Below are 24,473 nucleotides of genomic sequence, written 5' to 3' on the forward strand. Positions count from 1 at the left end.
GGAAACGCTCAGTGCTGCGGCCTGGCGCCACCGTCCGCAGACGGCAGGGCCAGCGCCACGGCATCAGCCTTCGCCACCGGGCTGCTCTTTGCCGCCTTGAATCCCTTACCGGCATTCGCGGCAATCACGCGGCTGACGTCCTCGCTGGCAGCGTCATCCTGCGAGGCAAAGGCCTGCGTGTGCGCCTGCGCGGCATCGCGCGGCGCATCGGCCAGGGTCTTGCCGTCCTGGTGGCTCACATCGACTTCGGCGTCCATCGACAGGCCGACGCGCAGCGGGTGTTCTTTCAGCTGCTTCGGCTCCAGCGCAATGCGCACCGGCACGCGCTGCACCACCTTGATCCAGTTGCCGGTGGCGTTTTGCGCCGGCAGCAGCGAAAAGGCCGCGCCGGTGCCCACGCCCAGGCCGGTGACCGTGCCTTGGTAGTCCACCTTCTTGCCGTACAGGTCGGCCACCAAGGTCACCGGCTGGCCGATGCGGATATTGCGCAGCTGCACTTCCTTGAAATTGGCATCGACCCAGACCTGGTTCAGCGGAATCACCGACATCAGCGGCGTGCCGGCGGCCACGCGCTGGCCGAGCTGCACGGTGCGCTTGGCGACATAGCCATCGACCGGCGCTGTCAAGGCCGTGCGCTGGGAGGCGAGGAAAGCCTCGCGCACCTTGGCGGCGGCGACCTGCACGCTCGGGTGCTGCTCGATGCTGGTGCCCTCGGTCAGCGCCTGGTTGCTGCTGAGCTGCTCGCGCGCGGCGATGACGCCGGCCTGCGCGGCCGCCAGCGCGCTTTTGGCGTTGGCCAGCTGCGTCTGCGCGTGGTTGAGTTCCTCTTTGGAGACCGCGCCGTTTCCGGTCAGCGACTGGCGGCGGTTCAGGTCGTCGGCGGCGCGCGCGATGTCGCTGTTGGCTTTGCTCACATCGGCATCGCGCAGCGCAATCTGCGCGGACAGCGAGCCGTTGTTGGCGTACAGCGTGCGCGCCTGGCGCACCGCCTGGGCCAGCGCGGCCTCGGCCTGGTCCAGCGCCACTTTGGCATCGGCCGGGTCCAGTTGCACCAGGGGCTGGCCGGCTTTGACGAAGTCAGTGTCGTCGGCCATGAGGGCGATGACCGTGCCGCCGATTTGCGGCGTGATCTGGATGACGTTGCCCTGGACATAGGCGTTGTCGGTGGATTCGTAATGGCTGGCCACCAGGTATTCGTAGGCGGCCCAGCCCAGGCCAGCCACGACCACGACGCTGGCGAGCGCGGTCAGCGCCTTCCTGCGCTTGGGATTGCCGGCCGGTGATGCAGCAGGCACGGCCGGGTTGACGGAAGCTTTGGAAGCGGAAGCTTGAGGTGCGTTCATGATCTTCTTCAGTGTTTGTTGGAAATGGCTTGCGCAGGCACTGGACTGTTCAGTGACAGGTTGCAAAAGCTTTTTTATTGGTCAAATAGGCCGTTTGCGCTTACTGGACGTTCACTAACAGCTATTATTTTTGTAGCATCCTGCGCAACAGGCAATTGCTCGGGCGCATAACCGCCGCCCAGCGCGCGAATCAGCGCCACCTGTGTCTCCAGCGCGCGGCCGGCCAGATCGACGGCCAGCCGGCGCTGGGCCAGCACGCTGGTTTCCGCCGTCAGCACATTCAGGTAATTGCCCAGCCCCGCCTTGTAGCGCTGCACGGCGATGTCATAGGCGCTTTCCGCCGCTTCCTGCGCCTCCCGCTGCTCGGCCTGCTGGCGGCCTATGGCCTGCGACGAGGCGACCTGGTCGGCCACATCGCGGACCGCGTCAATCACCGCCGCGTTGTAGCTTTCGACCGCCGCATCCAGGTCAGCGGTTTTGCCGCGCAGGTTGGCGCGCAGCCGGCCGGCTTCGAAAATCGGCAGGCGCAGCGCCGGGCCGACGCCCCATTGCTGGCTGCCCAAGTTCAGCAGATTGCCCAGCCCGATGCTGGAAAAACCAGCAAACGCGACCAGGTTGATGTTCGGGTAGAACTGGGTTTTGGCATTCGCCACGTCCTTGGACGAGGCTTCGACGCGCCAGCGCGCGGCCGCGATATCGGCGCGGCGCCCCAGAAGATCGGCGGGAATATTCGGCATCAACGCTACATTTTTAATAGCTGATTGCGCAGACGGGACAAGCGCAGAAGCACTGTTTGGCTGTCCAAGCAGGGCATTGAGCGCGTTGCGCGTCAGCGCCATCTGTTCCTGAACGGCCTCGAACTGCAGGCGCGCCTCGGGCAGGCCGCCTTCGCTCTGGCGCAATTCCAGCCGCGTATCCAGGCCCGCATTGACGCGGTCGCGGACCAGCCTGAGGGTTTCTTCGCGCTGGGCCAGCGTGCGGCTTGCCACGCCAGACTGTTCATTCAGGCGCACCAGCTGGAAATAGCTGCGTGCCACCTGGCTGGCCAGCAGCACGCGGGCGGCCTGCGCATCGGCCTGGGCGGCATTCGCGCTGCCCAGCGCGGCGTCGAGCGCAGCGCGGTTCTTGCCAAAAAAGTCTAGTTCCCAGCTCGCGGCCAACTGGGCCGTTGCGCTTTCGCGGATGGAGCCGGCCAGCGGCGGCGGCACCGCGCCGTTGGCGGTGTAGCGCTGGCGCGTCAGGTCGAGCTGGCCATTGACTTGCGGCAAGGTCGCGGCATGCGCCACATCGGTGGCGGCTTGCGCGCGCGCCAGCCGTGCCTGGGCGAGTTTCAGGCTGGGGCTGGTTTGCAGCGCTTGGGCCACCAGGCCATTGAGGGTTTCGTCGCCGAAATCGCGCCACCATTCGGCGGCCACCGGCGCTGGCGCGGTGGCCGTGTTCAATCCCAGCGACGGCGCATCGCGCAGGCTGGCTTGCGGTGCAATGCCAGACATGTCGGCGCAACCGGTGGCGCCGGTGGCGATCAGGCCCGCCGCCACCAGCCCGGCCACCGACACCAGCGCCATGCGAACCGAAGCACGCCAGACCGGCATGCCGCCCTGTCCAGGCCCGAGCGCCACCTCGGCAAGGGTGTGCGCAACGCCTTCGAAAAAAGAAGTGTTAGTTGGATTTTTCATTTTTTTCAGCCAATGCCTGCAGGGTTTGCGCCGTATCGAGCATGCGGCGCAGATAGCTTTTGAGCGTGGTCCACTCTTCCACCGAAAAGCCGGCCAGCAGCGCGTTTTGCATGCCGCAAAGAATGCCCGGAATCTCTTTGGCGGCCTCGCGGCCGGCGTCGGTCAGTTCCAGGTTGACCACGCGCCGGTCGTCGCTGGAACGGGTGCGCTGGCACAGCTGCTTGCCTTCCAGCCGGTCCAGCAAACGCGTCATGGAGCCGGCATCGAGCTCGCACTGGCGCGCCAGTTCGGCCGCCGTTGAAGCGCATCCCATGTGGAGCTTGAGCAGCGGCACCCATTGCGCATTGGTCAGGCCGGAGGGTTCGAGTTCGCGTTCGATGCCTTGCGCCAGCAGCGAAATGATGCGTCGCATCATGTAGCCGACGCTGTCGTCGGGCGTGTAGCCCTCGGCGCGGTAAAAATCGGCCGGAGGAGCGGGCATCGCGTCAATATCGGGGTTGGAGTTGTGCTTTGAATCCATGGCCCGAATAATACTTGCCTGAGCAATCATTGTCAAGCCTATCTTTGCACCAGCAAGCTTTAGCGCTAAACTCGCCGCATGGCCACTTCATCTGTTTCTTCCCTGCCCTCCAGCGCCTCCAGTGCTGCACCGGCCAAAGCCTCGCCCCGTTCACTGACAGGCCTGACGCCGTTTCTGCGCCCCTACCGGGGACGGATTGGCCTGGCGGTGTTTTTCCTGGTGATGGCGGCCATTGCCACGCTGGTGTTTCCGCTGGCGCTGCGCAGCCTGATCGACGGCGGCATGGGCGCCGCAGCCAAGGGCGAGCAGCTGATGGCGCTGCGAAACCACTTTTTCGAGCTGTTCGGCGTCGCTGCCGCGCTGGGTCTTTTCTCCGCCGGGCGGTTCTATACCGTCAGCTGGCTGGGCGAGCGGGTCACGGCCGACATTCGCAATGCCGTGTATTCGCATGTGGTGCGGCAAAGCCCCGAGTTTTTTGAAACCACGCAAACCGGCGAGGTGCTATCGCGCCTGACCGGCGACACCACGCTGGTGCAGACGGTGGTGGGTTCCTCGCTCAGCATGGGCCTGCGCAACGCTGTCATGGGCGCGGGCGCGCTCGGCATGCTGGTGGTCACCAACCCGTACCTGATGGTGCAGGTGCTGGGCGTGCTGCTGCTGATCGTCGCGCCGTCGGTGTGGTTCGGCCGGCGCGTGCGCAAGCTCTCGCGCGCCAGCCAGGACCGCGTGGCCGACTCCAGCGCGATTGCAGCCGAAGTGCTCAATGCGATTCCGGTGGTGCAGAGCTACACCGCCGAAGCCCGGGAAGCCGCGCGCTTTGACCGGTCAACCACCGACGCGTTCATCACCGCGATTCGCCGCACCAAGGCGCGCTCGGTGCTGGTGGCTTTCATCATCATCGCCACGTCGGCGGCGCTGCTGTGGGGCTTGTACCAGGGAACGCAGGCGGTGATACGCGGCGATATTTCCGCCGGCCATCTGGGCCAGACGGTGGTGTATGTGATCATCCTGGCCAGCTCGGCAGCCGTGCTGGGCGAGGTGTATGGCGACCTTCTGCGCGCGGCTGGCGCCACCGAGCGGCTGATGGAACTGCTGGAAACCCGCTCCCCCGTGACTTCACCGTCAAATCCGGTTCCTGCGCAGGTAGTGCGGGCGGGTAGTGCTATCAAATTTGAAGCAGTGACGTTTCATTACCCGTCCCGCCCGACGCAACCCGCCCTGACCGACTTCAGCTTGAGCGTGGCGCCTGGCGAAACCGTTGCCATCGTCGGGCCGAGCGGCGCGGGCAAGAGCACGGTGTTCCAGCTGCTGCTGCGGTTTTACGACCCCAGTTCGGGCCGGATTGAACTGGATGGCGTTCGGACGGCCGACATGTCGCTGCAAGACCTGCGCGGGCGCATCGGGCTGGTGCCGCAGGACGCGGTGATTTTCTCGACCAGCGCCCTCGAAAACATCCGCTACGGCAAGCCCGAGGCGAGCGATGAAGAAGTCAAGGCGGCCGCCCAGGCCGCGTTTGCGCATGAGTTCATCACTGCGCTGCCCGAAGGCTACGACACCTTTCTGGGCGAACGCGGGGTGAGGCTTTCCGGCGGCCAGCGCCAGCGCATCGCGATTGCGCGCGCCATGCTGAAAAACTCGCCGCTGCTGCTGCTCGACGAAGCCACCAGCGCACTCGATGCCGAAAGCGAACGCATGGTGCAGGCGGCGCTCGAATCAGCCATGAAAGGCCGCACCACGCTGGTGATTGCGCACCGCCTGGCCACGGTGCAGCAGGCCAGCCGCATCCTGGTGCTCGACCATGGCAGGCTGGTGGAACAAGGCACGCATGCGGAACTGGTGCGCCAGGGCGGCATTTATGCACGGCTGGCGGCACTGCAGTTCAACGTCTGAGTGCAGCCAGACTGCCGCAAAAACCACAACTATGATTTATTTGCATAATTGATTGAGAACAATGTCTTGGACAGGCGGGGGCGCCGGAACTAAGCTGCGCTACCTAATTGTTTTTCACAAGGAACTGATTCATGTCACAAGCGCCCGCAGCCCTCGGCGAAAGTCCCATTGCCCCCGCCTCTTCCCTTCCGTCCTATCTCCAGGCGGACAATCTGGGCCCCTGGGGCAACTACCTGCAGCAGGTTGACCGCGTCATTCCGCACCTGGGCAATCTGGCGCGCTGGGCCGAAACCCTCAAGCGCCCCAAGCGCATCCTGATTGTGGACATACCGATTCACATGGACGACGGCACGGTGGCGCACTTTGAAGGCTACCGCGTCCAGCACAATGTTTCGCGCGGCCCCGGCAAGGGCGGCGTGCGTTTTCACCAGGACGTGACGCTGTCGGAAGTCATGGCCCTGTCGGCCTGGATGTCGGTGAAAAATGCAGCGGTCAACGTGCCTTACGGCGGCGCCAAAGGCGGCATTCGCGTGGACCCGAAAAAGCTCTCGCGCGGCGAGTTAGAGCGCATGACGCGCCGCTACACCAGCGAAATCGGCATCATCATCGGCCCCAACAAGGATATTCCGGCGCCCGACGTGAACACCAACGAGCAGATCATGGCCTGGATGATGGACACCTACTCCATGAACACCGGCTCCACCTCGACCGGCGTGGTGACGGGCAAACCCGTCGATCTGGGCGGCTCGCTCGGCCGGCGTGAAGCCACCGGACGCGGCGTGTTTACCGTGGGGACGGAGGCGGCCCGGCATATCGGGCTGGACATTGCCACCGCTCGGGTGGCCGTGCAGGGCTTCGGCAATGTGGGCGGCGTGGCGGGCAAACTCTTTTCCGAAACCGGCGCGCGGATCATCGCGGTGCAGGACCATGGCGGCACGATTTTCCGGGAAGCCGGACTGGACGTACCGGCGCTGCTTCAGCATGTGGCTGAGACCGGCAGCGTGGCTGGCTTTGCCGATGCTGAAGTGCTCGCCAATGAAAAATTCTGGGACGTGGATTGCGACATCCTGATTCCGGCGGCGCTGGAACAGCAGATCACCGCTGAAAACGCCGGCCGCATCAAGGCGCGCATGATCATTGAAGGCGCCAATGGACCGACCACGCCAGCAGCCGACGACATCCTGCAGGAGCGCAATGTGCTGGTGGTGCCCGACGTGATTGCCAACGCCGGCGGCGTGACCGTCAGCTACTTTGAATGGGTGCAGGATTTTTCCAGCTTTTTCTGGGATGAAGAAGAAATCAACGCCCGCCTGGTGAAAATCATGAAAACGGCCTTTGCCGGTGTCTGGCAAGTGGCCCAGGAAAAGAAGGTCAGCCTGCGTACCGCCACATTTATCGTCGCCTGCCAGCGCATTCTTCATACGCGCGAATTGCGCGGCCTGTACCCCTGATCAGGGGCGGGTTTCCGCTTAAAAAGGAGAGCGGCAGGCGCGTCAGCAACCCTGACCTGCCCTCTTCATTTTTACTGCAGGGTTTCCTTGAGGGCCGGCAGCATGGGAAGCGGCATGACTTCAATCCCCTCCTCCAGCAGCTCTACGGCTTCCCGTGCACTGGCCTGACCGCGGATACTGCGGGCTTCGGCTTCGCCGTAGTGCATGCGGCGCGCCTCGTCGGCGAATCGCTGACCGACATCTTCGGTATTTGCCACGACCTGGCGCAAGGCATTTAAAAATGCAGCCTGTGCGTCAGGATTGAGTCTGTCCGGACTGCCGTTTTCAGGCTGATCGCTGCGCACTGCTTCGTTTTTTAACGGCGCCATCGCGGTTGATGCAGGAGTTGCAGCTTGCCCCTGAAGGGCCTGCTCGGAATCACGGGCCTGGTGGCCGCCAAAATTGAGACGAGGCGCACTGGGCATTTTTTGAATGGCACTGTCGGCGCACATCGGGCACTCAAGCAGGCCGCGCTTCAACTGGCCTTGAAAATCGTCCTCCGAACTAAACCAGCCTTCAAACGAATGCAGGCGCGAACATCGAAGATTCAGGACTTTCATGGGTCGAGTATGGCAAGACCATCACGGCCCTGCTGCCTGCCATTCCAATGTCCATGCACCCGACAACATGTTTTGCAGCCAGAGCATGCCTGTCAGGGTCTTGGCGTCAGTCACCTGGCCGTTGCCGCACCAGCCCAGCAGTTCGGCTGGCGTGGCGGTAAAGACATCAAGAAATTCCCCTGCATCCAGCTTGCGCTCGCCCAGAGTCAAACCACGCGCAAACCAGATATCAATGAATTCGGTGGAATAGGAAATGACCGGATGCAGAACACCGGCCCTGGCCCATTCGCGTGCGGTGTAGCCGGTTTCTTCGCGTAGTTCACGCTGCGCGCAGGCCAGCGACGATTCGCCGGCGTCCAGCTTGCCTGCAGGAAATTCGATCATGACGGCCTGCACCGGATAACGGTACTGGCGCTCAAGCACCACTTTGCCATCGTCAAGCAGTGCCACGATCATCACCGCGCCCGGGTGAACGACATACTCACGTGTTGTGTGCTTGCCGTCGGGCAGAGTGACGGTGTCGCGAAAAACCTGTAGAAAATGACCTTTGAGGATTTTTTCCGAGCTGGCTTGTGTCTCCAACAGATGCGCATCCTGCTTGCCGATTTTCCCGTCAGGCGCAGACATTGGAGTCATGAGCGGTGTTTAAAAAGATAACGGTAGGTGAAGCCGGGAAATGCAAACGTCAAAAAGAGCGTTCCGGTAATGGCATAAAACTCCCAACCCTGCGGCGCAATCTGCCCATTGCGCTGCTCAAGATACAACCCCAAAGCGCCGACCAGCAGATACCACAGCACCATTTCCGCCAGCCGCATGGCCAGGTTTTTGGGCGACTTGAGCGCAATGACCGCAAAGAGGCGGTTGCTGATGAACGGCATATTGGCCATCACCAGGGCCAGCAGCACAACCAGCCATACAGATGCGATCTGACTCAAACTCAGACTCCGAGTGAATTCACAATGCTGTTGATCGACTGGGCGCACAAGGTCATCAGGCTGCTAGGCGCAATACCCAGGACCAGAAGAAGCGCGCCGTTGATGGCCAGCACAATCTGCGCATCTGCCGGCGCTGAAATCGGCTGCGCATTGTGGCTGTGAGGCGCATCAAAGTACATGACCTTGATCACTCGCAGGTAATAGAAAGCGCCAATCAGGGACATGAACACGGCAAAAACGGCCAGCACCAGGTAGCTTGTCTGGCCCGACGAAATCAGGGCTTGCAAGACACCCAGCTTGGCATAGAAACCCACCAGCGGCGGCAAGCCAGCCAGTGAAAACATGCTCATCGCCATGACGCCGGCATACAGGGGGCTGCGCTGATTCAGACCCGACAGGTCAGTGATTTCTTCAGACTCATGACCGGCACGGGCCAGCAGCAGGATGATGCCGAATGCGGCGAGCGTGGTCAGCACATAGGTCAGTGCATAGAACATGGCCGCGCCATAGGCTGACTCGGTATGCAGCTGGTTGCCGTTGACCACACCGGCCAGTAAACCCAGCAGCAAAAAGCCCATTTGCGAAATGGTCGAAAACGCCAGCATTCGCTTGAGGTTAGTCTGCGCGACAGCCGCCAGATTACCAATCACCAGCGAACCAATCGCCATCAAGGCCAGCATCTGCTGCCAGTCGATGGCCAGCGGCAACAGGCCTTCAACCAGCAGGCGAATGGTCATGGCAAATGCGGCGAGTTGCGGGGCACCGCCAATGATCAGGGTGACGGCCGTGGGCGCACCCTGGTACACGTCGGGCAGCCACATGTGAAACGGCACCGCACCCAGCTTGAAGGCCAGACCCGCCACAATGAAGACCAGACCGAACACCAGCACCTGATGTTTGACCTGCCGGCTGGCAATGGCATTAAACACTTCATTGATGTTCAGCGAGCCGGTAGCACCGTAGAGCATTGACAGGCCATAAAGTAAAAAGCCCGAAGCGAGTGCGCCCAGCACGAAATACTTCATCGCCGCTTCAGTGGCTTGTGCATCGTCACGGCGCAAGGCGACCAGTGCATAGCTGCACAGCGTCATCAACTCAAGGCCCATGTAGAGCACCAGGAAATTGTGGCCGGAAATCATCACGAACATGCCCAGCAAGGCAAACAGGCTGAGCGTGAAAAACTCACCGCCGCGCAGCATGTCGCGATCAGCGGCGTAAGGCCGGCCATAGACCACCGTGATCATCAGGGCAATGCTCGAAAAGCATTTCAGCCAGCTTCCCATCGGGTCAACCACCACCATGTTGCCAAAGCCGTAAAAAGTCTGGCCACCCAGCGCATAAGAGGCTTCCATGACGGCTACTGCACCAAGCGTCAGCAGAGTCAACGCATAGGTAAGCGTACGGCGCGGCGACTTGACGCCCAGGTCCACCAGCGCAATCAGGCACGCCATGACCAAAAGAACGAGTTCGGGATAGACCGCGATCCAACTGAGTTTGTCAATCATCTGAATTCTTTGAGTTTGCTTAGTTCAGTTTCGAAAGCGCGACATGCTTGAGCAGATCAGCCACCGAGGTATTCATCACATCGGTAAAGGGCTTCGGATAAATGCCCATATAAAGCGTTGCAATGGCCAGCAAAGCGAGCATCAGGAACTCGCGGTTGTTGATGTCCAGCATGCCTTTGACGTTTTCGTTGGTCACAGGGCCAAGATAAACACGCTTGTACATCCAGAGCGTGTAAGCCGCGCCAGAAATAAGCGCCGTTGCCGCTGCCGCGCCAATCCAGAAGTTGGACTTGACGGCGCCCAGAATCACCATCCACTCGCCGACGAAACCGGCCGTGGCAGGCAAGCCGCAATTGGCCATGGCAAACAGCAGGGCAAAAGCCGCAAACTTGGGCATGGTGTTGACCACGCCGCCATAGCTTGCAATTTCCCGCGAATGCACGCGGTCGTACAGCACGCCGATGCACAGGAACATGGCCGCCGAGACAAAGCCGTGGGCAATCATCTGCACAATCCCGCCGGAGACGGTGAGGTCATTGAACAGGAAAAATCCGAGTGTCACGAAACCCATGTGCGCCACGGATGAATACGCTACGAGTTTCTTCATGTCCCGCTGCACCAGCGCCACCAGACCCACATAGATCACTGCAATCAGGGAAAAAGCAATGATGAGTCCGGCCCACTCATGGGATGCATCGGGCGTGATCGGCATCGAAAACCGCAGAAAACCGTAAGCACCCAGCTTGAGCATGATGGCGGCCAGCACGGCAGAGCCTCCCGTCGGCGCTTCGACGTGAACGTCGGGCAACCAGGTATGGACCGGCCACATCGGCACCTTGACGGCGAAAGCCGCAAAGAACGAGAAGAAAAGAAGCGTCTGGGCCGTGGCTGAAAGTGGCAGTTTGTGCCACGCCAGGATATCGAAACTGCCGCCCGATTTGTTGTACAGAAAGATCAATGCGACCAGCATCAGCAGCGATCCGAGCAGCGTGTACAGGAAGAACTTGAACGCCGCGTAGATCTTGTTCGGTCCACCCCAGATGCCGATGATCAGGTACATCGGGATCAGGGTGGCTTCGAAGAACACATAGAACAGCATGCCGTCCAGCGCGGCAAACACGCCAATCATCAAGCCACTCAGGATCAAAAAGGACGCCATGTACTGATTCACGCGCGTCGTGATCGATTCCCAGCTGGCAATGATGACAACCACGTTGATAAAGGCCGTCAGCAGCACGAACCACAGCGAGATGCCGTCCACGCCCAAGTGGTAATTCATGTTGAAGCGTGGTATCCAGCTGCTCTTTTCAACGAACTGCATGGCCGAAGTGCCGAGCTGAAAGCCGTCGTATAAAGGCAGGGTGACCAGGAAACTGGCAATGGCACCTATGAGTGCGATCCAGCGCACGGTGCGCGCCTGACTTTCCCGACCTAAAGCTAATAAACCGACGCCAAAAAAAATCGGCATCCAAATGGCTAGGCTCAACAATCCCATTTTTTCTCTTCCTTCTTCTTCTAGATTGTTTTTATCGATTGAGCCAGACGAAATACGTCATCAACACAAAGATGCCAAGAATCATGCCAAAGGCATAGTGGTAGATGTAACCCGACTGCAAGCGCCTGACTACGCCGGAAATCCAGCCCACCAGTTTCCACGAGCCGTTTACCAGCGCACCGTCAATGATTTTCTGGTCACCCACTTTCCAGAGCACGGTTCCCAGTCCGCGCATGCCACGGGCCAGCACGTTTTCATTGAACCAGTCGAGGTAATACTTGTTTTCAAGCAACTGGTAAACGGGGCTCACATTACGCTTGATGGCTGCCGGCAAGGCTGGGTTGACCATGTACATGTAGTAAGCCAGCACGACACCCGACAGGGCAAGCCAGAAAGGAGGCGCTGTCAAGCCATGCACAGCCATCTGCACAGGACCATGGAACAGGCTTGCCAATTCTTCCATGGCGGGATGCCGCTCCAGGTTGACAAAAATCGAGCCCTTGAAAAAATCACCGAACAGCATCGGTTCAATCGTCATGAAGCCGATGAGGACCGAAGGAATAGCCAGCAAGATCAGCGGCAGCGTCACAACCCATGGAGATTCGTGCGGCTCATGGTGTTCATTGTGATGGCCATGATCGTCATGCGCATCATGATGGGCCTCAGGATTCTGGTCATACCGTTCCTTGCCATGGAAAACCAGAAAGTACAAACGGAACGAATAGAAAGCCGTCACAAACACGCCTGCCAGTACGGCAAAGTACGCGAATCCACTGCCCCAGAGATGGCTCTCGGCCACTGCTTCGATGATGCTGTCCTTGGAGTAAAACCCGGAGAACAGCGGTGTACCGATCAGGGCCAGCGAACCCAGCAGAAAGGTAATCCAGGTAATCGGCATGTACTTGCGCACGCCGCCCATCCAGCGAATGTCCTGGTTGTGGTGCATACCGATGATGACCGAGCCTGCCGCCAGGAACAGCAAGGCCTTGAAGAACGCATGCGTCATCAGGTGAAACACAGCCACTGAATAAGTTGAAGCACCCAGCGCCACCGTCATGTAGCCCAGTTGTGACAGCGTGGAATAGGCAATGACCCGCTTGATGTCGTTTTGGATAATGCCAAGAAAACCCATGAACAGCGCGGTAATGGCGCCGATCACCATGATGAAGCTCAGCGCGGTGTCGCTCAATTCGAACAGCGGTGACATGCGTGCCACCATGAAAATACCGGCGGTCACCATGGTGGCCGCGTGAATCAGTGCCGAGATCGGGGTCGGGCCTTCCATGGAGTCAGGCAACCATACATGCAGCGGAAACTGGGCCGACTTGCCCATGGCGCCAATGAACAGGCAGATGCAAATCACGGTAATAAGCATCCAGCCGGTGCCGGGAAAAGCCAGTTTTGAAAGCTCATCCGCCTTGGCAAAGGCCTCGCCATAGTTGAGCGTACCCGCGTAAGCAGCAATCAGTGCGATTCCCAGGATGAAACCGAAATCGCCAACCCGGTTGACCAGGAAAGCCTTCATGTTGGCAAATATCGCGCTGGGCTTGTTGAACCAGAATCCGATCAGAAGATAAGAAACCAGGCCCACGGCTTCCCAGCCAAAGAAAAGTTGCAGCATGTTGTTGCTCATCACCAGCATCAGCATGGAAAAGGTGAACAACGAAATATAGGCAAAGAAACGGTTGTAGCCCGCATCTTCTTCCATGTAGCCAATCGTGTAGATGTGAACCATGAGCGACACAAAAGTCACCACGCACATCATCATGGCGGTCAGGCCATCGACCAGGAAGCCGACTTCCATTTTCAGGCTGCCCAGCGTCATCCAGGTGTAGAGCGTTTCGTTGAATCGCGCACCATCAATGGCAACGCTTTGCAGCGTCATGGCCGAGAGAATGAATGCGACAAACACCCCGAAAATGGTCAAGGTGTGCGCCAGACGGCGGCCTATCCAGTTTCCACCAAAGGTGGTTCCCAGAATACCGGCCAGCAGTGCGCCTGCCAGCGGTGCCAGCGGAACAGCCAGCAACGTCGATGCGGAAAGGGTTTGGCTCATCTTTTTATTAACCCTGAAGCGTGTTGAGATCTTCGACGTTGATGCTGGACTTGTTACGGAACAGCAGCACCAAAATGGCCAGTCCGATGGCGGACTCGGCCGCAGCGACGGTCAGAATGAAAAACACAAAAACCTGGCCGGCCATATCGTTCAGATAGTAGGAAAACGCCACAAAATTCATATTGACCGCCAGCAGCATGAGCTCGATGGCCATGAGCAACACAATCAGGTTCTTGCGGTTCAGGAAAATGCCAATGACGGACAACGCAAAAAGCATGGCGCCCAGCGAAAGAAAATGACCCAGCGTGAGCATCATGATTTTTTTTCCTCAACGGAGGCCGCAACAGAAACAGATGCCATCGTGGGCGCAGTGACCACTGACTTCATCTTGACCAGCCTGACGCGGTCTTGTGATTTAACGCGAACCTGGTCTGCGGGATTGGTCCGTTTGGAATCCTTGCGCTCACGCAAGGTCAGCGCGATGGCGGCAATGATGGCAACCAGCAAAATGACAGCGGCAATTTCAAGTGGATAGATATATTGGGTGTAGAGCACCTTGCCCAGCTCTTTGGTGTTGGAGACCTGGGCTGCAAGCTGCCCCGACACAGGCACGGAGGCGCCTTGCGGTGGTTCGCGAAACCCCCCCATCAGCACATAGGACATTTCCAGTGCGATGATGGCGCCTACTGCTCCGGCCAGAGGGAAATGTTTCCAGAAACCCTTGCGCACACTGTCCAGGTTGATGTCCAGCATCATGACCACAAACAGAAACAGCACCATCACAGCGCCGACATATACCAGCACCAGGGTGATCGCCAAAAATTCGGCTTTGAGCAAAATCCAGACAGCAGCTGCCTGAAAAAATGCCAGCACCAGGAAAAGCGCCGCGTGCACCGGATTGCGAGCTGTGATGACGCGGAAGGCTGCAAACAGCAGCACTGCGGCAAAAACATAAAAAAGACCTGTTTTAGCGTCCATGTTGGGGTGGATTCTTTCTTGAGCGAGCTATTTGGCGGAAATTTCAACGGTATTTGGCATCTGCCGCCCTGTTGGCAGCAATCTCGTTTTCATAGCGGTCACCCACTGCCAACAGCATCTCCTTGGTGAAATAGAGGTCACCCCGTTTTTCACCGTGGTATTCGAGAATGTGCGTCTCAACGATTGAATCAACCGGGCAACTTTCTTCGCAAAAGCCGCAAAAAATGCATTTAGTCAAATCGATGTCATAGCGTGACGTGCGTCGGCTGCCGTCTTCGCGAACGTCAGACTCGATGGTAATGGCCAGTGCCGGGCAAACCGCTTCGCAAAGCTTGCAGGCAATACAGCGCTCTTCACCATTTTCATAGCGGCGCAGCGCATGCAGCCCTCGAAAGCGCGGGCTCAACGGCGTTTTTTCTTCGGGGAACTGAATCGTGATCTTGCGACTGAACATGTACTTACCGGTCAGGGCCATACCCTTGAGCAGTTCGGTCAACATGAAACTTGAAACAAAATCCTTGACGGAGGCAACAGCAGACATGACTTTTTCGCCTATTTCCAGATGTTGTAAGGGGTCTGCATCCAGGCCCCGACGACCACCAGCCAGACCAGGGTCACAGGTATGAAGATTTTCCAGCCCAGACGCATGATCTGGTCGTAACGGAAACGTGGAAAGGTGGAACGCACCCACAGGAATATGGTGACAACGACGAATGTTTTTAGGCCAAGCCAGATCCAACCCGGAATCCAGGTGAACAATGCGCTGTCAATCGGCGATAGCCACCCACCTAGAAACAGCAACACGCACAGCACCGACACCAGAATCATGTTGGCGTATTCAGCCAGGAAGAACATAGCAAACGACATGCCTGAATACTCGACCATGTGGCCCGCAACAATCTCAGACTCTCCTTCCACCACATCAAAAGGATGACGGTTGGTTTCGGCCAGACTCGAAATGAAATACACCACGAAAATAGGCAGCAATGGAAGCCAGTTCCAGGACAGGAAGGTCAAGCCCTTGCTTGCAGCCATACCCGAACCCTGGCTCATGACAATGTCCGTCATGTTCAGGCTGCCCGATACCATCAACACTACAACAAGGCAAAAACCCATGGCAATTTCGTAGCTCACCATCTGGGCCGAAGCACGCATGGCACCCAGAAATGCGTACTTGGAGTTTGACCCCCAGCCAGCAATGATGACGCCATACACCTCAAGTGAGGTAATGGCCATGATGAACAGCAAGCCGGCATTGACATTGGCCAGCGCAACATCGGGTCCAAATGGAATCACAGCCCATGCAGCCAGCGCCGGCATGATGGTCATGATCGGACCAAGTATGAACAGGCCCTTGCTTGCCGCCGTAGGAATGATGATTTCCTTGGTCAGCAACTTGAGCGCATCAGCAATCGGCTGCAACAGGCCAAACGGTCCGATGCGGTTAGGTCCAACGCGAACCTGCGTGAAACCGATGGCCTTTCTTTCCCATAAAGTGAGGTAGGCAACACAGCCCATCAGCGGAGCCAGCACCGCCACAATTTTGATAAGAACCCAGAGTACAGGCCATACGGTAGCAGGCCAAATGCCGCCCATCAGGCCTTGGCCCGTCGCATACATTGCGTCAATCATGCGCAGGCTCCTTCGAAACCGGCAGCCTTGCGCGCATCTGCCGTCAGTTGCAGCGAAGTGGCACGCCTGACCAGGCCGTCGAGTTGATAAATACTGGCCACAGCTGGTGCAGGGCCGGCAACGCCAGACATAACAATCTCGCACTGAATGGCATTACTCAACCGATTGGCAGGCACCTGATCGTTATCAGCATCAGGAATTTTCCTGAGCACGTCTTGCGAGGATTCAAAATCGAAGCCGGGCAAGTCAAGCAAATTGGCCAGAACACGCAAGACTTTCCAGGCAGGACGCGTTTCACCCCTAGGTTTGACCACGGCATGAAAACTCTGTATACGACCTTCTGCGTTGACGAAAGTACCCGGCGTTTCGGTAAACGGCGCAATCGGCAGCAACACATCGCTGAAGCTCATATTGGCCTTGAAAGGGCTCAGCGTGACAACCATTTGAGCCGAATTCAGTGAGGCTTTGGCCTTGGCGCCGGCAGCAGAGTCGAACTCGGGTTCGTTATTCAGCAAGATGACTGCCTTGAGCTTGCCATCAAGCATCTGGCCCGCATTCAAGCCAGAGCTGCCCGGCAATGCATTGACCAGTTGTGCTCCAACCGTATTGGCGGCCTGGGTAAGGTAACCCACGGTTGCGCCGGTTTGCTCAGCAATCCAGTTGCTGAGCGCCAGCAGGCTGGAAGCATTGGCATGATGCGCTGCTGCATTGCCCAACAAGATGGCTTTGCGTTCGCCGCCCAACAAAGAAAGGGCAATCGATTTGGCGGCATCGCTAGCCCGGCCAGAAGCAGGTGCGGCAACGCCCTTCTCGGCTGCAATCGCGGCAGCGATATCAGCCAGCGCTTGCATCCAGTTTTCAGGTGATGCCAATACTGTGTTGGCAAGAGGCATGGCCCATGCGTCGGCAATAGGCAGTTCCGCTACCGAATTAATAGCACTCAGCGCACAGCCATTGCGCACGGACTGCCTAATACGCAATGCAAACAGCGGATGATCCTTGCGCAGGTTGGAACCAACCACCAGGACGCGCTGCAATTGCGACAGCGAAGCAATGGAAGTGCCCAGCCAGCGAACGGATGGTGATGATGAAAAGTCGGCGTTACGCAAACGGTAGTCGATGTTTTCGCTACCGAGGCCGCGCATCAGCGAGGCAGCCAGATGCAGTTCTTCAAGTGTGCTGTGGGGGCTGGCCAAAGTACCAATGCTGTCAGCGCCGTATTCCGACTTGATCTGTTTCAGCCCATTGGCTACATATTCGAGTGCGGCTTGCCAGCTGACCGTTTTCCATTCGCCACCCTGCTTGAGCATGGGGCTCAGCAAACGGTCGTCGGTATTCAGGGCTTCGTAGGAAAAGCGGTCGCGGTCGGCAATCCAGCATTCGTTGATAGCTTCGTTTTCAAGCGGCAATACGCGCATGACCTTGTCGTGCTTGACCTGAACAATCAGGTTGGCACCGGTCGAGTCGTGCGGGCTAACCGATTTACGGCGAGACAATTCCCAGGTACGGGCGCTGTAGCGAAAAGGCTTGCTGGTCAGTGCGCCCACCGGGCAAAGATCGATCATGTTGCCCGACAGTTCGGAGTCCACCGACATGCCGACAAAAGTTTCGATCTCGGCATGTTCACCGCGGTGCGACATGCCCAGTTCCATCACGCCAGCCACTTCCTGTCCAAAACGTACACAGCGGGTGCAGTGAATGCAGCGGCTCATTTCCTGCATGGAAATCAGGGATCCCACATCCTTGTGGAAGACCATGCGCTTTTCTTCCTGGTAGCGCGACTCGCCTGCGCCATAGCCCACGGCCAAATCCTGCAATTGGCATTCACCCCCCTGATCGCAGATCGGGCAATCGAGTGGATGGTTGATCAGCAGGAACTCCATCACGCCCTTTTGGGCCTTGATGGCTTTGTCATTCTTGGTATGCACGACCATGCCCTGAGTGACGGGCGTAGCACATGCAGGCATGGGCTTGGGTGCCTTTTCAACATCGACCAAGCACATGCGGCAATTGGCTGCGATGCTCAGCTTCTTGTGGTAGCAAAAATGAGGAATATAGGTGCCTGCTTTTTCAGCTGCATGCATCACTGTGCTGCCTTCGAGCACCTCCACCTTTTGACCGTCAAGTTGTATTTCAACCATATTTTTTCTTTCCACCGTTCAAGCCTGCGCTGCAGCGTGACCTGTAGCCTGAACTGCACCCTTGGACGCGGCAAGTTGAGATGTATTTTTTGGGATCATGGCCTCAAACTCATGACGGTAATGCTTGATCATGGCGCGCACCGGCATGGCTGCGGCATCGCCCAGCGCGCAAATCGTGCGACCCTGGATGTTGTCTGCCACCGAATTGAGCAAATCCAGATCACTCTGGCGACCCAATCCGTTGTGAATACGATCCACCACGCGCCACAGCCAGCCCGTGCCTTCACGGCATGGTGTGCATTGGCCGCAGGACTCGTGCATGTAAAAGTAAGACAGCCGTTTCAGGGACTCAACCATGCAGCGAGAGTCGTCCATGACAATCACCGCGCCTGAGCCAAGCATGGAACCGGCCTTGGCAATTGAGTCGTAGTCCATGGTGCATTCCATCATGATGGAAGCAGGCAAAACCGGTGATGAGGAGCCGCCGGGAATGACAGCCTTCAGCGTACGTCCCTTGCGAACGCCTCCGGCCAGTTCCAGCAGCTTGGCGAATGGCGTGCCCATGGGTACTTCATAGTTGCCGGGTAACTCGACATCGCCGGATACCGAATAAATTTTGGTACCGCCATTGTTTGGCTTGCCGCACTCAAGATAAGCGGCACCACCGTTTCGGATGATCCACGGCACGGCAGCAAATGTTTCGGTATTGTTAATGGTGGTTGGCTTGCCATACAGGCCGAAACTGGCCGGAAACGGCGGTTTGAAGCGCGGCTGGCCCTTTTTTCCTTCCAGTGACTCCAGCAATCCGGTTTCTTCGCCACAAATATAGGCGCCAAACCCGTGCGCAGCATGGAGTTGAAAATTAAAGCTGCTTCCCAAAATATTGTCGCCAAGCAGGCCAGCAGCACGCGCCTCGTCCAGCGCTGCTTCAAAGCGCTGGTAAGTGGCAAAAATCTCGCCGTGAATATAGTTGTAACCTACGCTGATGCCCATCGCGTATGCCGCTATCGCCATACCTTCAATCACGCTGTGCGGGTTGTACTGCATGATGTCGCGGTCTTTGCAGGTTCCCGGCTCGCCTTCGTCCGAATTGCAGACCAGATATTTCTGGCCCGGAAACTGGCGCGGCATGAAACTCCACTTCAGCCCGGTAGGGAAACCTGCGCCGCCCCGACCACGCAAACCACCGGCCTTGACCTCGGCAATGACTTGGTCAGGGGTCAATCCGGCGCCGCCATCCTGACCGAGAATCTTGCGCAGCGCCTGATAACCGCCACGCGACTCATAGTCACCCAGATGCCAGTTGCTGCCATCAAGGTTTGCCAGGATTTGTGGATTAATGTGCCGGCCATGAAAGCAGGTCTGTACACCAGTGGCGGCAAATTGCGACAGCACGGCTTGCGCCGCTGCGTTACCGCTGGAATGTGATTGGAGCGTCATAAGACTCAAGCCTCCGCCGATTTGAGACCATCAATGAGCTGGTCTAATTTTTCATTGCTCATGAAACTGCACATATGGATGTCGTTCACCAGCATCACCGGTGAATCGGCACAGGCCCCCAGGCATTCGGACTGCTGCAGCGTGAACATGCCATCTTTAGTGGTTTCACCCATGGCAACACCCAGTTTGTGCTCCAGATGCTGCAGCGCCTTGGCGCCATCGCGCAACTGACACGGCAGGTTTGTACAAACATTGAGTTTGTATTTGCCCACCGGCTGCTGGTTGTACATGTTGTAGAAGGTGGTGACTTCATGCACGGCAATCGGTGCCATGCCCAAGTACTCAGCCACGAGCTTTTCGCTTTCGGCGCTGACAAAGCCGCGCTCCTGCTGCACGATCTGCAGACAAGCCATCACGGCCGACTGCTTCTGGCTGGCGGGGTATTTGGCGACTTCGCGGTCAAAAAGCGCTTTGGTTTGTTCAGAAATCATGGAAGAAGTCATGCGGTTAGCGGTCAATTTCACCGAACACGATGTCCATGGTGCCAATCACGGCAACAGCATCGGCAATCATGTGTCCGCGCGACATCTCATCCATGGCGGCCAGATGCGAAAAGCCTGGCGGACGAATTTTCAGGCGATAAGGCTTGTTCGCGCCATCGCTGACGATGTAAATGCCGAACTCGCCCTTGGGATGCTCCACTGCGGCATAAGCCTCGCCTTCCGGCACATGGAAACCTTCGGTGAAAAGCTTGAAATGGTGGATCAGCTCTTCCATGTTGGATTTCATGGACTCCCGGTTGGGGGGAGCCACCTTGTGGTTGCTGGTGATGACCGGGCCGGGATTAACCCGCAGCCAATCGACGCACTGCTTGATGATGCGGTTGGATTGGCGCATCTCCGCGACACGGACTAGGTAGCGGTCATAGCAGTCACCCGTTTTACCTACCGGAATATCGAAGTCCATCTGCGCATAGACTTCATAGGGCTGCTGTTTTCGCAGATCCCAGGCGAAGCCGGAGCCTCTAAGCATAGGACCGGTAAAGCCAAGATTGAGCGCGCGCTCCGGTGACACCACGCCAACACCAACCGTGCGTTGCTTCCAGATACGGTTGTCGGTCAGCAGGGTTTCGTATTCATCAACCAGCTTGGGGAATTTGGTCACAAAGTCATCAATAAAATCGAGCAGTGAACCCTGGCGATTTTCATTCAAGGCATCAATCGCCTTGGCATTCCGTATCTTGTTGACCTTGTACTGCGACATACTTTCCGGCAAATCGCGGTAGACACCGCCAGGACGGAAGTAGGCCGCATGCATGCGGGCACCCGATACGGCCTCGTACATGTCAAAGAGCACTTCGCGTTCACGAAAGCAGTAGATCAGCATGTTCATCGCGCCACAGTCCAGACCGTGTGCGCCGAGCCACATCAGGTGATTTAGCAGACGGGTGATCTCCGAGAACATCACACGGATGTACTGCGCACGAATCGGGACATCAACACCCAGCAGCTTCTCGATGGCCAGACAATAAGCATGCTCATTCGACATCATCGACACATAGTCGAGCCGATCCATATAAGGCAGCGACTGAATATAAGTCTTGCTTTCGGCCAGTTTTTCGGTGGCGCGGTGCAGCAACCCGATATGCGGGTCAGCGCGCTGGATGACTTCGCCATCAAGTTCCAGCACCAGACGTAAAACACCATGCGCGGCCGGATGCTGCGGTCCAAAATTGAGCGTGTAGTTTTTGATTTCAGCCATGTCGTATCTCTTGCGGAAACCGCTTATTGAAGACCACCGTAGTTGTCCTCGCGAATCACGCGCGGAATCATTTCACGGGGTTCGATGGTGACGGGCTGATAAATCACACGCTTCTGCTCGGCGTCATAACGCATTTCCACATGGCCGGTCGTTGGAAAATCCTTGCGAAATGGATGACCAATGAAACCGTAGTCAGTCAGGATACGGCGCAGGTCGTTATGACCTTCAAAGACGACTCCGTAAAGGTCGAAGGCTTCGCGCTCGAACCAATTGGCGGAATTCCAGATGCCATTGACCGAATCCACCACCGGAAAATCGTCATCAAGGCAAAACACCTTGAGCCGGACACGCTGATTCAGGCTGACCGACAGCAAGTGCGACGAGACGCAATAGCGCGGTCCATCGTACTGGCCATTTTTGTATTCTGAATAGTCCAACCCGCAAAGGTCGAGCAGTTGCTCGAATTTACAGCCAGGCGCATCACGAAGCAATGTTGCAGCAGCCAAATAATCAGCAGCAGCCACGGTCACGGTGATTTCACCAAGGGCAATCTTGACATTTTTGGCCTTTGCACCAAGTACCAATGCGATGGTTTCGCCAAGCTGCGACACGGACACGGGAGGATGAGAAAACTCCATCAAGCCCTCGCAATCGTATTGGTTCGGCGGATTTTTTGCTGCAACTGGATGATGCCGTACAACAAGGCTTCGGCGGTGGGCGGACAGCCCGGTACATAAACATCCACCGGCACGATACGGTCGCAACCACGAACCACGGAATAACTGTAGTGGTAGTAACCACCGCCATTGGCGCACGAACCCATGGATATAACCCAGCGAGGCTCAGCCATCTGGTCGTAAACCTTGCGCAGGGCAGGTCCCATCTTATTGCACAGCGTACCAGCAACAATCATTAAATCAGATTGACGCGGACTGGGGCGAAACAGCATGCCAAAACGGTCGATGTCGTAACGCGCAGCACCAGCATGCATCATTTCTACAGCGCAGCAGGCCAGACCAAAAGTCATAGGCCAAAGCGAACCTGTCTTGGCCCAATTAACCACCGAGTCGTAGCTCGTGGTCACGAAGCCTTCTTTGAAAACACCTTCAAGCGACATACCCGTACCCTTTTTGGAAAAACCTTTTAAGGCTTTTTCTTATTCCCAGTCCAGTGCACCCTTTTTCCACTCATAGACAAAGCCCACGACCAGAATGCCCAGAAAAACCATGACCGACCAGAAACCCAGTGCGCCGATTTCCTTGAGCGAGACCGCCCACGGAAAAAGAAAAGCGATTTCAAGATCAAAAAGAATGAACAGGATGGCAACCAGGTAGTAGCGCACATCAAACTTCATGCGGGCATCTTCGAAAGCCTCGAAACCGCACTCATAAGGGGAGTTTTTCTCACTGTCGGGCCGCACAGGGCCCAACAAACGACCCAGCACCATCGGCAATATACCGACACCTACCCCTACCAAAATAAACAAGAGGACAGGAAGGTATTGATCGAGGTTCATCGTGGAATTCAACTTCTGAAAAGCCGCTCGCAAAACCAGCCACACAGGAGTACCTGCACAGCCCGGGCGAGTTTACCGTTTGAGCCGAAAGCAGCACTTGACGCGCTGCTGCCGATGCTTATCATTCTGGTGCGGACGGCGAGACTCGAACTCGCACAGCTTTCGCCACTACCCCCTCAAGATAGCGTGTCTACCAATTTCACCACGTCCGCGGTACTTAATTTGCCTGGATGGCATGAGGAAACTTTACAGTTTTTTGCTTTCCAGACAGACTTAGAGTTTACCCTGAAATCCTGACGCTTTTCGCTTGGCGTGCCGGCTTTATCACCTTATTTCGTAGGGATTTGAACAGCACCTGAAGCAGGAATTGCTGGCGGAACAGGAACTTCAACGGCAGTGGTGGCAGGCGCGGTATTACCGGGAATTTGTGCAGCGCCCGAAGCAGGAATTGCCGGCGCAATGACCGCAGCACCTTCCAGAACGCTGGAACTGGTACGTGGTTGCGCGTTACCAAAATAAGCCAACATCAAGGTGCAGGCAAAAAACAGAGCGGCCAAAATACCAGTCGTGCGCGACAGGAAATTGGCACTGCCGCTCGCACCGAACAGGCTGCCCGAACCTCCGCTGCCAAACGCTGCACCCATGTCGGCACCCTTGCCATGCTGCACCAGAATCAGGCCAATCATGCCCAGAGCCGAAAGCATTTGCACAGCAAGAACAGCAGTTAATAAAATATTCATACTTACTCCTAATTTAGTAGCGGATTACGCCCGTCAAACGGGCGCAGCAGCAATAATTTTCAAAAAATCCGGTGCCTTGAGCGAAGCGCCGCCCATCAGGCCGCCATCAATGTCGGGCTGAGCCAGCAAAGTCGCAGCGTTGGCTGCATTCATACTGCCGCCATACAGAATTTTGATTCGAATTGACTGGTCAGTTGCAGCCTTGAGCTGGGCTCTCAGGACCGCATGCACGGCCTGGGCCTCCTCTGGCGAGGCGGTCTTGCCCGTCCCTATGGCCCAAACCGGTTCATAAGCCACCACAATCTCGCTGATGCAGTGCCCGTTGGCATGGATGACGGCCGCCAGTTGACGCTTGACCACCTCTTCGGTACGGCCGGATTCGCGCTCGGCCAATGTTTCCCCAACACAGACGATCGGCGTGATGCCCGCAGCCAGCGCAGCCCTGGCCTTCTCGGCGACCAGTGCATCAGTTTCGGCATGGTACTGACGGCGCTCCGAATGACCGACGATGACGTAGCGGCAACCCAGCTCCTTGAGCATGACTGCACTGACTTCGCCGGTGTAGGCACCCGAAGCGTGGGCGGATACATCCTGCGCGCCCACGTCAACGGCAGACAAGGCCGCGTGTTTCGATTTCAAGGACTGAAGCTGTGCCAGGTAAGGTGCAGGCACGCAGACGGCGATCTCGCAGGACGGGCTTTGAGCCAGCCCGGCAGCAAGCGCGGCCAGCAGTTCTTCATTGGCAGTCAGGCTGCCGTTCATTTTCCAGTTTCCTGCAATCAGCTTTTTCATATT

Annotated in this window: 24 protein-coding genes and 1 tRNA gene; 2 read left to right on the top strand and 23 right to left on the bottom strand. The window is 57.6% G+C overall.

Going from position 1 to position 24,473, the window contains the following annotated elements; all coding sequences use genetic code 11:
• Positions 1 to 8: 8 nt before the first annotated feature.
• From ABLV49_RS13330 to ABLV49_RS13340, 3 genes are all read right to left on the bottom strand, one after another.
• Positions 9 to 1,343, bottom strand: a complete 1,335-nt coding sequence (locus ABLV49_RS13330; protein WP_349277080.1) for an HlyD family efflux transporter periplasmic adaptor subunit — start codon at positions 1,341 to 1,343, stop codon at positions 9 to 11.
• Between the two features lie 74 nt (positions 1,344 to 1,417).
• Complete coding sequence (locus ABLV49_RS13335) at positions 1,418 to 2,935, bottom strand: efflux transporter outer membrane subunit (RefSeq protein ID WP_415838130.1); 1,518 nt, start codon at positions 2,933 to 2,935, stop codon at positions 1,418 to 1,420.
• Positions 2,936 to 3,002: 67 nt separating this feature from the next.
• Entirely contained in the window at positions 3,003 to 3,500 is a 498-nt protein-coding gene (locus ABLV49_RS13340; protein ID WP_349277082.1) for a MarR family winged helix-turn-helix transcriptional regulator, read from the bottom strand.
• Between the two features lie 117 nt (positions 3,501 to 3,617).
• On the opposite strand from ABLV49_RS13340, the gene ABLV49_RS13345 reads away from it, so the two are divergent.
• Both ABLV49_RS13345 and ABLV49_RS13350 read left to right on the top strand, forming a co-directional pair.
• Positions 3,618 to 5,429, top strand: coding sequence for an ABC transporter transmembrane domain-containing protein (locus tag ABLV49_RS13345; protein ID WP_349277084.1), 1,812 nt, complete (start codon positions 3,618 to 3,620; stop codon positions 5,427 to 5,429).
• A 131-nt stretch (positions 5,430 to 5,560) separates the two neighbouring features.
• Positions 5,561 to 6,880, top strand: a complete 1,320-nt coding sequence (locus tag ABLV49_RS13350) for a Glu/Leu/Phe/Val family dehydrogenase (RefSeq protein WP_349277086.1) — start codon at positions 5,561 to 5,563, stop codon at positions 6,878 to 6,880.
• Positions 6,881 to 6,951: 71 nt separating this feature from the next.
• Here the strand turns inward: ABLV49_RS13350 and ABLV49_RS13355 are convergent, their stop codons facing one another.
• The 20 genes from ABLV49_RS13355 to tpiA form a co-directional block, all read right to left on the bottom strand.
• Entirely contained in the window at positions 6,952 to 7,479 is a 528-nt protein-coding gene (locus ABLV49_RS13355; RefSeq protein WP_349277088.1) for a DUF1178 family protein, read from the bottom strand.
• 21 nt (positions 7,480 to 7,500) lie between these two features.
• Entirely contained in the window at positions 7,501 to 8,115 is a 615-nt protein-coding gene (locus tag ABLV49_RS13360; protein ID WP_349277090.1) for an NUDIX hydrolase, read from the bottom strand.
• A complete protein-coding gene (locus ABLV49_RS13365) occupies positions 8,112 to 8,414 on the bottom strand; it encodes a DUF2818 family protein (protein ID WP_349281717.1) in 303 nt (100 codons plus the stop codon). Before ABLV49_RS13365 ends, ABLV49_RS13360 begins: the two co-directional genes overlap by 4 nt.
• Before the next feature lie 2 nt (positions 8,415 to 8,416).
• Positions 8,417 to 9,919, bottom strand: a complete 1,503-nt coding sequence (nuoN, locus tag ABLV49_RS13370) for an NADH-quinone oxidoreductase subunit NuoN (protein ID WP_011800838.1) — start codon at positions 9,917 to 9,919, stop codon at positions 8,417 to 8,419.
• A gap of 19 nt (positions 9,920 to 9,938) precedes the next feature.
• Positions 9,939 to 11,414 carry an NADH-quinone oxidoreductase subunit M gene (locus ABLV49_RS13375; RefSeq protein WP_349277092.1) on the bottom strand — a complete coding sequence of 492 codons (1,476 nt, stop codon included), beginning with the start codon at positions 11,412 to 11,414 and terminating at the stop codon, positions 9,939 to 9,941.
• A gap of 31 nt (positions 11,415 to 11,445) precedes the next feature.
• Complete coding sequence (nuoL, locus tag ABLV49_RS13380; RefSeq protein ID WP_349277094.1) at positions 11,446 to 13,470, bottom strand: NADH-quinone oxidoreductase subunit L; 2,025 nt, start codon at positions 13,468 to 13,470, stop codon at positions 11,446 to 11,448.
• Between the two features lie 7 nt (positions 13,471 to 13,477).
• On the bottom strand, positions 13,478 to 13,786 hold the full coding sequence (nuoK, locus tag ABLV49_RS13385; RefSeq protein WP_011800835.1) for an NADH-quinone oxidoreductase subunit NuoK: 309 nt from the start codon (positions 13,784 to 13,786) through the stop codon (positions 13,478 to 13,480).
• A complete protein-coding gene (locus tag ABLV49_RS13390; protein WP_349277096.1) occupies positions 13,783 to 14,448 on the bottom strand; it encodes an NADH-quinone oxidoreductase subunit J in 666 nt (221 codons plus the stop codon). Before ABLV49_RS13390 ends, nuoK begins: the two co-directional genes overlap by 4 nt.
• 43 nt (positions 14,449 to 14,491) lie before the next feature.
• Positions 14,492 to 14,989: an NADH-quinone oxidoreductase subunit NuoI gene (gene nuoI, locus ABLV49_RS13395; RefSeq protein ID WP_011800833.1), complete on the bottom strand. Its 498-nt coding sequence runs from the start codon at positions 14,987 to 14,989 to the stop codon at positions 14,492 to 14,494.
• Positions 14,990 to 15,000: 11 nt separating this feature from the next.
• The gene (gene nuoH, locus ABLV49_RS13400) at positions 15,001 to 16,080 is read right to left on the bottom strand and encodes an NADH-quinone oxidoreductase subunit NuoH (RefSeq protein WP_041376591.1); all 1,080 of its coding nucleotides are present in this window, start codon (positions 16,078 to 16,080) and stop codon (positions 15,001 to 15,003) included.
• Positions 16,077 to 18,221 carry an NADH-quinone oxidoreductase subunit NuoG gene (nuoG, locus tag ABLV49_RS13405; protein ID WP_349281719.1) on the bottom strand — a complete coding sequence of 715 codons (2,145 nt, stop codon included), beginning with the start codon at positions 18,219 to 18,221 and terminating at the stop codon, positions 16,077 to 16,079. Before nuoG ends, nuoH begins: the two co-directional genes overlap by 4 nt.
• Positions 18,222 to 18,239: 18 nt before the next feature.
• Positions 18,240 to 19,661, bottom strand: coding sequence for an NADH-quinone oxidoreductase subunit NuoF (gene nuoF, locus ABLV49_RS13410; RefSeq protein ID WP_349277098.1), 1,422 nt, complete (start codon positions 19,659 to 19,661; stop codon positions 18,240 to 18,242).
• A gap of 5 nt (positions 19,662 to 19,666) precedes the next feature.
• Complete coding sequence (gene nuoE / locus ABLV49_RS13415; RefSeq protein WP_349277099.1) at positions 19,667 to 20,152, bottom strand: NADH-quinone oxidoreductase subunit NuoE; 486 nt, start codon at positions 20,150 to 20,152, stop codon at positions 19,667 to 19,669.
• Positions 20,153 to 20,168: 16 nt separating this feature from the next.
• Complete coding sequence (locus ABLV49_RS13420) at positions 20,169 to 21,422, bottom strand: NADH-quinone oxidoreductase subunit D (RefSeq protein ID WP_349277101.1); 1,254 nt, start codon at positions 21,420 to 21,422, stop codon at positions 20,169 to 20,171.
• Between the two features lie 23 nt (positions 21,423 to 21,445).
• Positions 21,446 to 22,060, bottom strand: coding sequence for an NADH-quinone oxidoreductase subunit C (locus ABLV49_RS13425; protein ID WP_349277103.1), 615 nt, complete (start codon positions 22,058 to 22,060; stop codon positions 21,446 to 21,448).
• On the bottom strand, positions 22,060 to 22,539 hold the full coding sequence (locus ABLV49_RS13430) for a NuoB/complex I 20 kDa subunit family protein (RefSeq protein WP_011800826.1): 480 nt from the start codon (positions 22,537 to 22,539) through the stop codon (positions 22,060 to 22,062). The genes ABLV49_RS13425 and ABLV49_RS13430 overlap by 1 nt, the downstream gene beginning before the upstream one ends.
• A gap of 39 nt (positions 22,540 to 22,578) precedes the next feature.
• Positions 22,579 to 22,938: an NADH-quinone oxidoreductase subunit A gene (locus ABLV49_RS13435; protein ID WP_011800825.1), complete on the bottom strand. Its 360-nt coding sequence runs from the start codon at positions 22,936 to 22,938 to the stop codon at positions 22,579 to 22,581.
• 127 nt (positions 22,939 to 23,065) lie between these two features.
• A tRNA-Leu gene (locus ABLV49_RS13440) sits at positions 23,066 to 23,150 on the bottom strand.
• A gap of 117 nt (positions 23,151 to 23,267) precedes the next feature.
• Complete coding sequence (secG, locus tag ABLV49_RS13445; protein WP_349277105.1) at positions 23,268 to 23,678, bottom strand: preprotein translocase subunit SecG; 411 nt, start codon at positions 23,676 to 23,678, stop codon at positions 23,268 to 23,270.
• 33 nt (positions 23,679 to 23,711) lie between these two features.
• The gene (gene tpiA / locus ABLV49_RS13450) at positions 23,712 to 24,440 is read right to left on the bottom strand and encodes a triose-phosphate isomerase (protein WP_349281721.1); all 729 of its coding nucleotides are present in this window, start codon (positions 24,438 to 24,440) and stop codon (positions 23,712 to 23,714) included.
• Positions 24,441 to 24,473: the final 33 nt, after the last annotated feature.

The organism is Polaromonas hydrogenivorans (assembly GCF_040105105.1).
Taxonomy (GTDB): Bacteria; Pseudomonadota; Gammaproteobacteria; order Burkholderiales; family Burkholderiaceae_C; genus Polaromonas; species Polaromonas hydrogenivorans.

Bases quoted from the DNA above. Each gene is read 5' to 3' on its own strand.
- ABLV49_RS13425 (WP_349277103.1), bottom strand. From the start codon at position 22,060: ATGGAGTTTTCTCATCCTCCCGTGTCCGTGTCGCAGCTTGGCGAAACC.
- ABLV49_RS13355 (WP_349277088.1), bottom strand. From the start codon at position 7,479: ATGAAAGTCCTGAATCTTCGATGTTCGCGCCTGCATTCGTTTGAAGGC.
- ABLV49_RS13375 (WP_349277092.1), bottom strand. From the start codon at position 11,414: ATGGGATTGTTGAGCCTAGCCATTTGGATGCCGATTTTTTTTGGCGTC.
- nuoK (WP_011800835.1), bottom strand. From the start codon at position 13,786: ATGATGCTCACGCTGGGTCATTTTCTTTCGCTGGGCGCCATGCTTTTT.
- tpiA (WP_349281721.1), bottom strand. From the start codon at position 24,440: ATGAACGGCAGCCTGACTGCCAATGAAGAACTGCTGGCCGCGCTTGCT.
- secG (WP_349277105.1), bottom strand. From the start codon at position 23,678: ATGAATATTTTATTAACTGCTGTTCTTGCTGTGCAAATGCTTTCGGCT.
- ABLV49_RS13390 (WP_349277096.1), bottom strand. From the start codon at position 14,448: ATGGACGCTAAAACAGGTCTTTTTTATGTTTTTGCCGCAGTGCTGCTG.
- ABLV49_RS13330 (WP_349277080.1), bottom strand. From the start codon at position 1,343: ATGAACGCACCTCAAGCTTCCGCTTCCAAAGCTTCCGTCAACCCGGCC.
- ABLV49_RS13350 (WP_349277086.1), top strand. From the start codon at position 5,561: ATGTCACAAGCGCCCGCAGCCCTCGGCGAAAGTCCCATTGCCCCCGCC.
- ABLV49_RS13420 (WP_349277101.1), bottom strand. From the start codon at position 21,422: ATGGCTGAAATCAAAAACTACACGCTCAATTTTGGACCGCAGCATCCG.
- nuoI (WP_011800833.1), bottom strand. From the start codon at position 14,989: ATGTCTGCTGTTGCCTCCGTCAAGGATTTTGTTTCAAGTTTCATGTTG.
- nuoG (WP_349281719.1), bottom strand. From the start codon at position 18,221: ATGGTTGAAATACAACTTGACGGTCAAAAGGTGGAGGTGCTCGAAGGC.
- nuoF (WP_349277098.1), bottom strand. From the start codon at position 19,661: ATGACGCTCCAATCACATTCCAGCGGTAACGCAGCGGCGCAAGCCGTG.
- ABLV49_RS13360 (WP_349277090.1), bottom strand. From the start codon at position 8,115: ATGACTCCAATGTCTGCGCCTGACGGGAAAATCGGCAAGCAGGATGCG.
- nuoE (WP_349277099.1), bottom strand. From the start codon at position 20,152: ATGATTTCTGAACAAACCAAAGCGCTTTTTGACCGCGAAGTCGCCAAA.
- ABLV49_RS13335 (WP_415838130.1), bottom strand. From the start codon at position 2,935: ATGCCGGTCTGGCGTGCTTCGGTTCGCATGGCGCTGGTGTCGGTGGCC.
- nuoN (WP_011800838.1), bottom strand. From the start codon at position 9,919: ATGATTGACAAACTCAGTTGGATCGCGGTCTATCCCGAACTCGTTCTT.
- nuoL (WP_349277094.1), bottom strand. From the start codon at position 13,470: ATGAGCCAAACCCTTTCCGCATCGACGTTGCTGGCTGTTCCGCTGGCA.
- nuoH (WP_041376591.1), bottom strand. From the start codon at position 16,080: ATGATTGACGCAATGTATGCGACGGGCCAAGGCCTGATGGGCGGCATT.
- ABLV49_RS13340 (WP_349277082.1), bottom strand. From the start codon at position 3,500: ATGCCCGCTCCTCCGGCCGATTTTTACCGCGCCGAGGGCTACACGCCC.
- ABLV49_RS13345 (WP_349277084.1), top strand. From the start codon at position 3,618: ATGGCCACTTCATCTGTTTCTTCCCTGCCCTCCAGCGCCTCCAGTGCT.
- ABLV49_RS13435 (WP_011800825.1), bottom strand. From the start codon at position 22,938: ATGAACCTCGATCAATACCTTCCTGTCCTCTTGTTTATTTTGGTAGGG.
- ABLV49_RS13430 (WP_011800826.1), bottom strand. From the start codon at position 22,539: ATGTCGCTTGAAGGTGTTTTCAAAGAAGGCTTCGTGACCACGAGCTAC.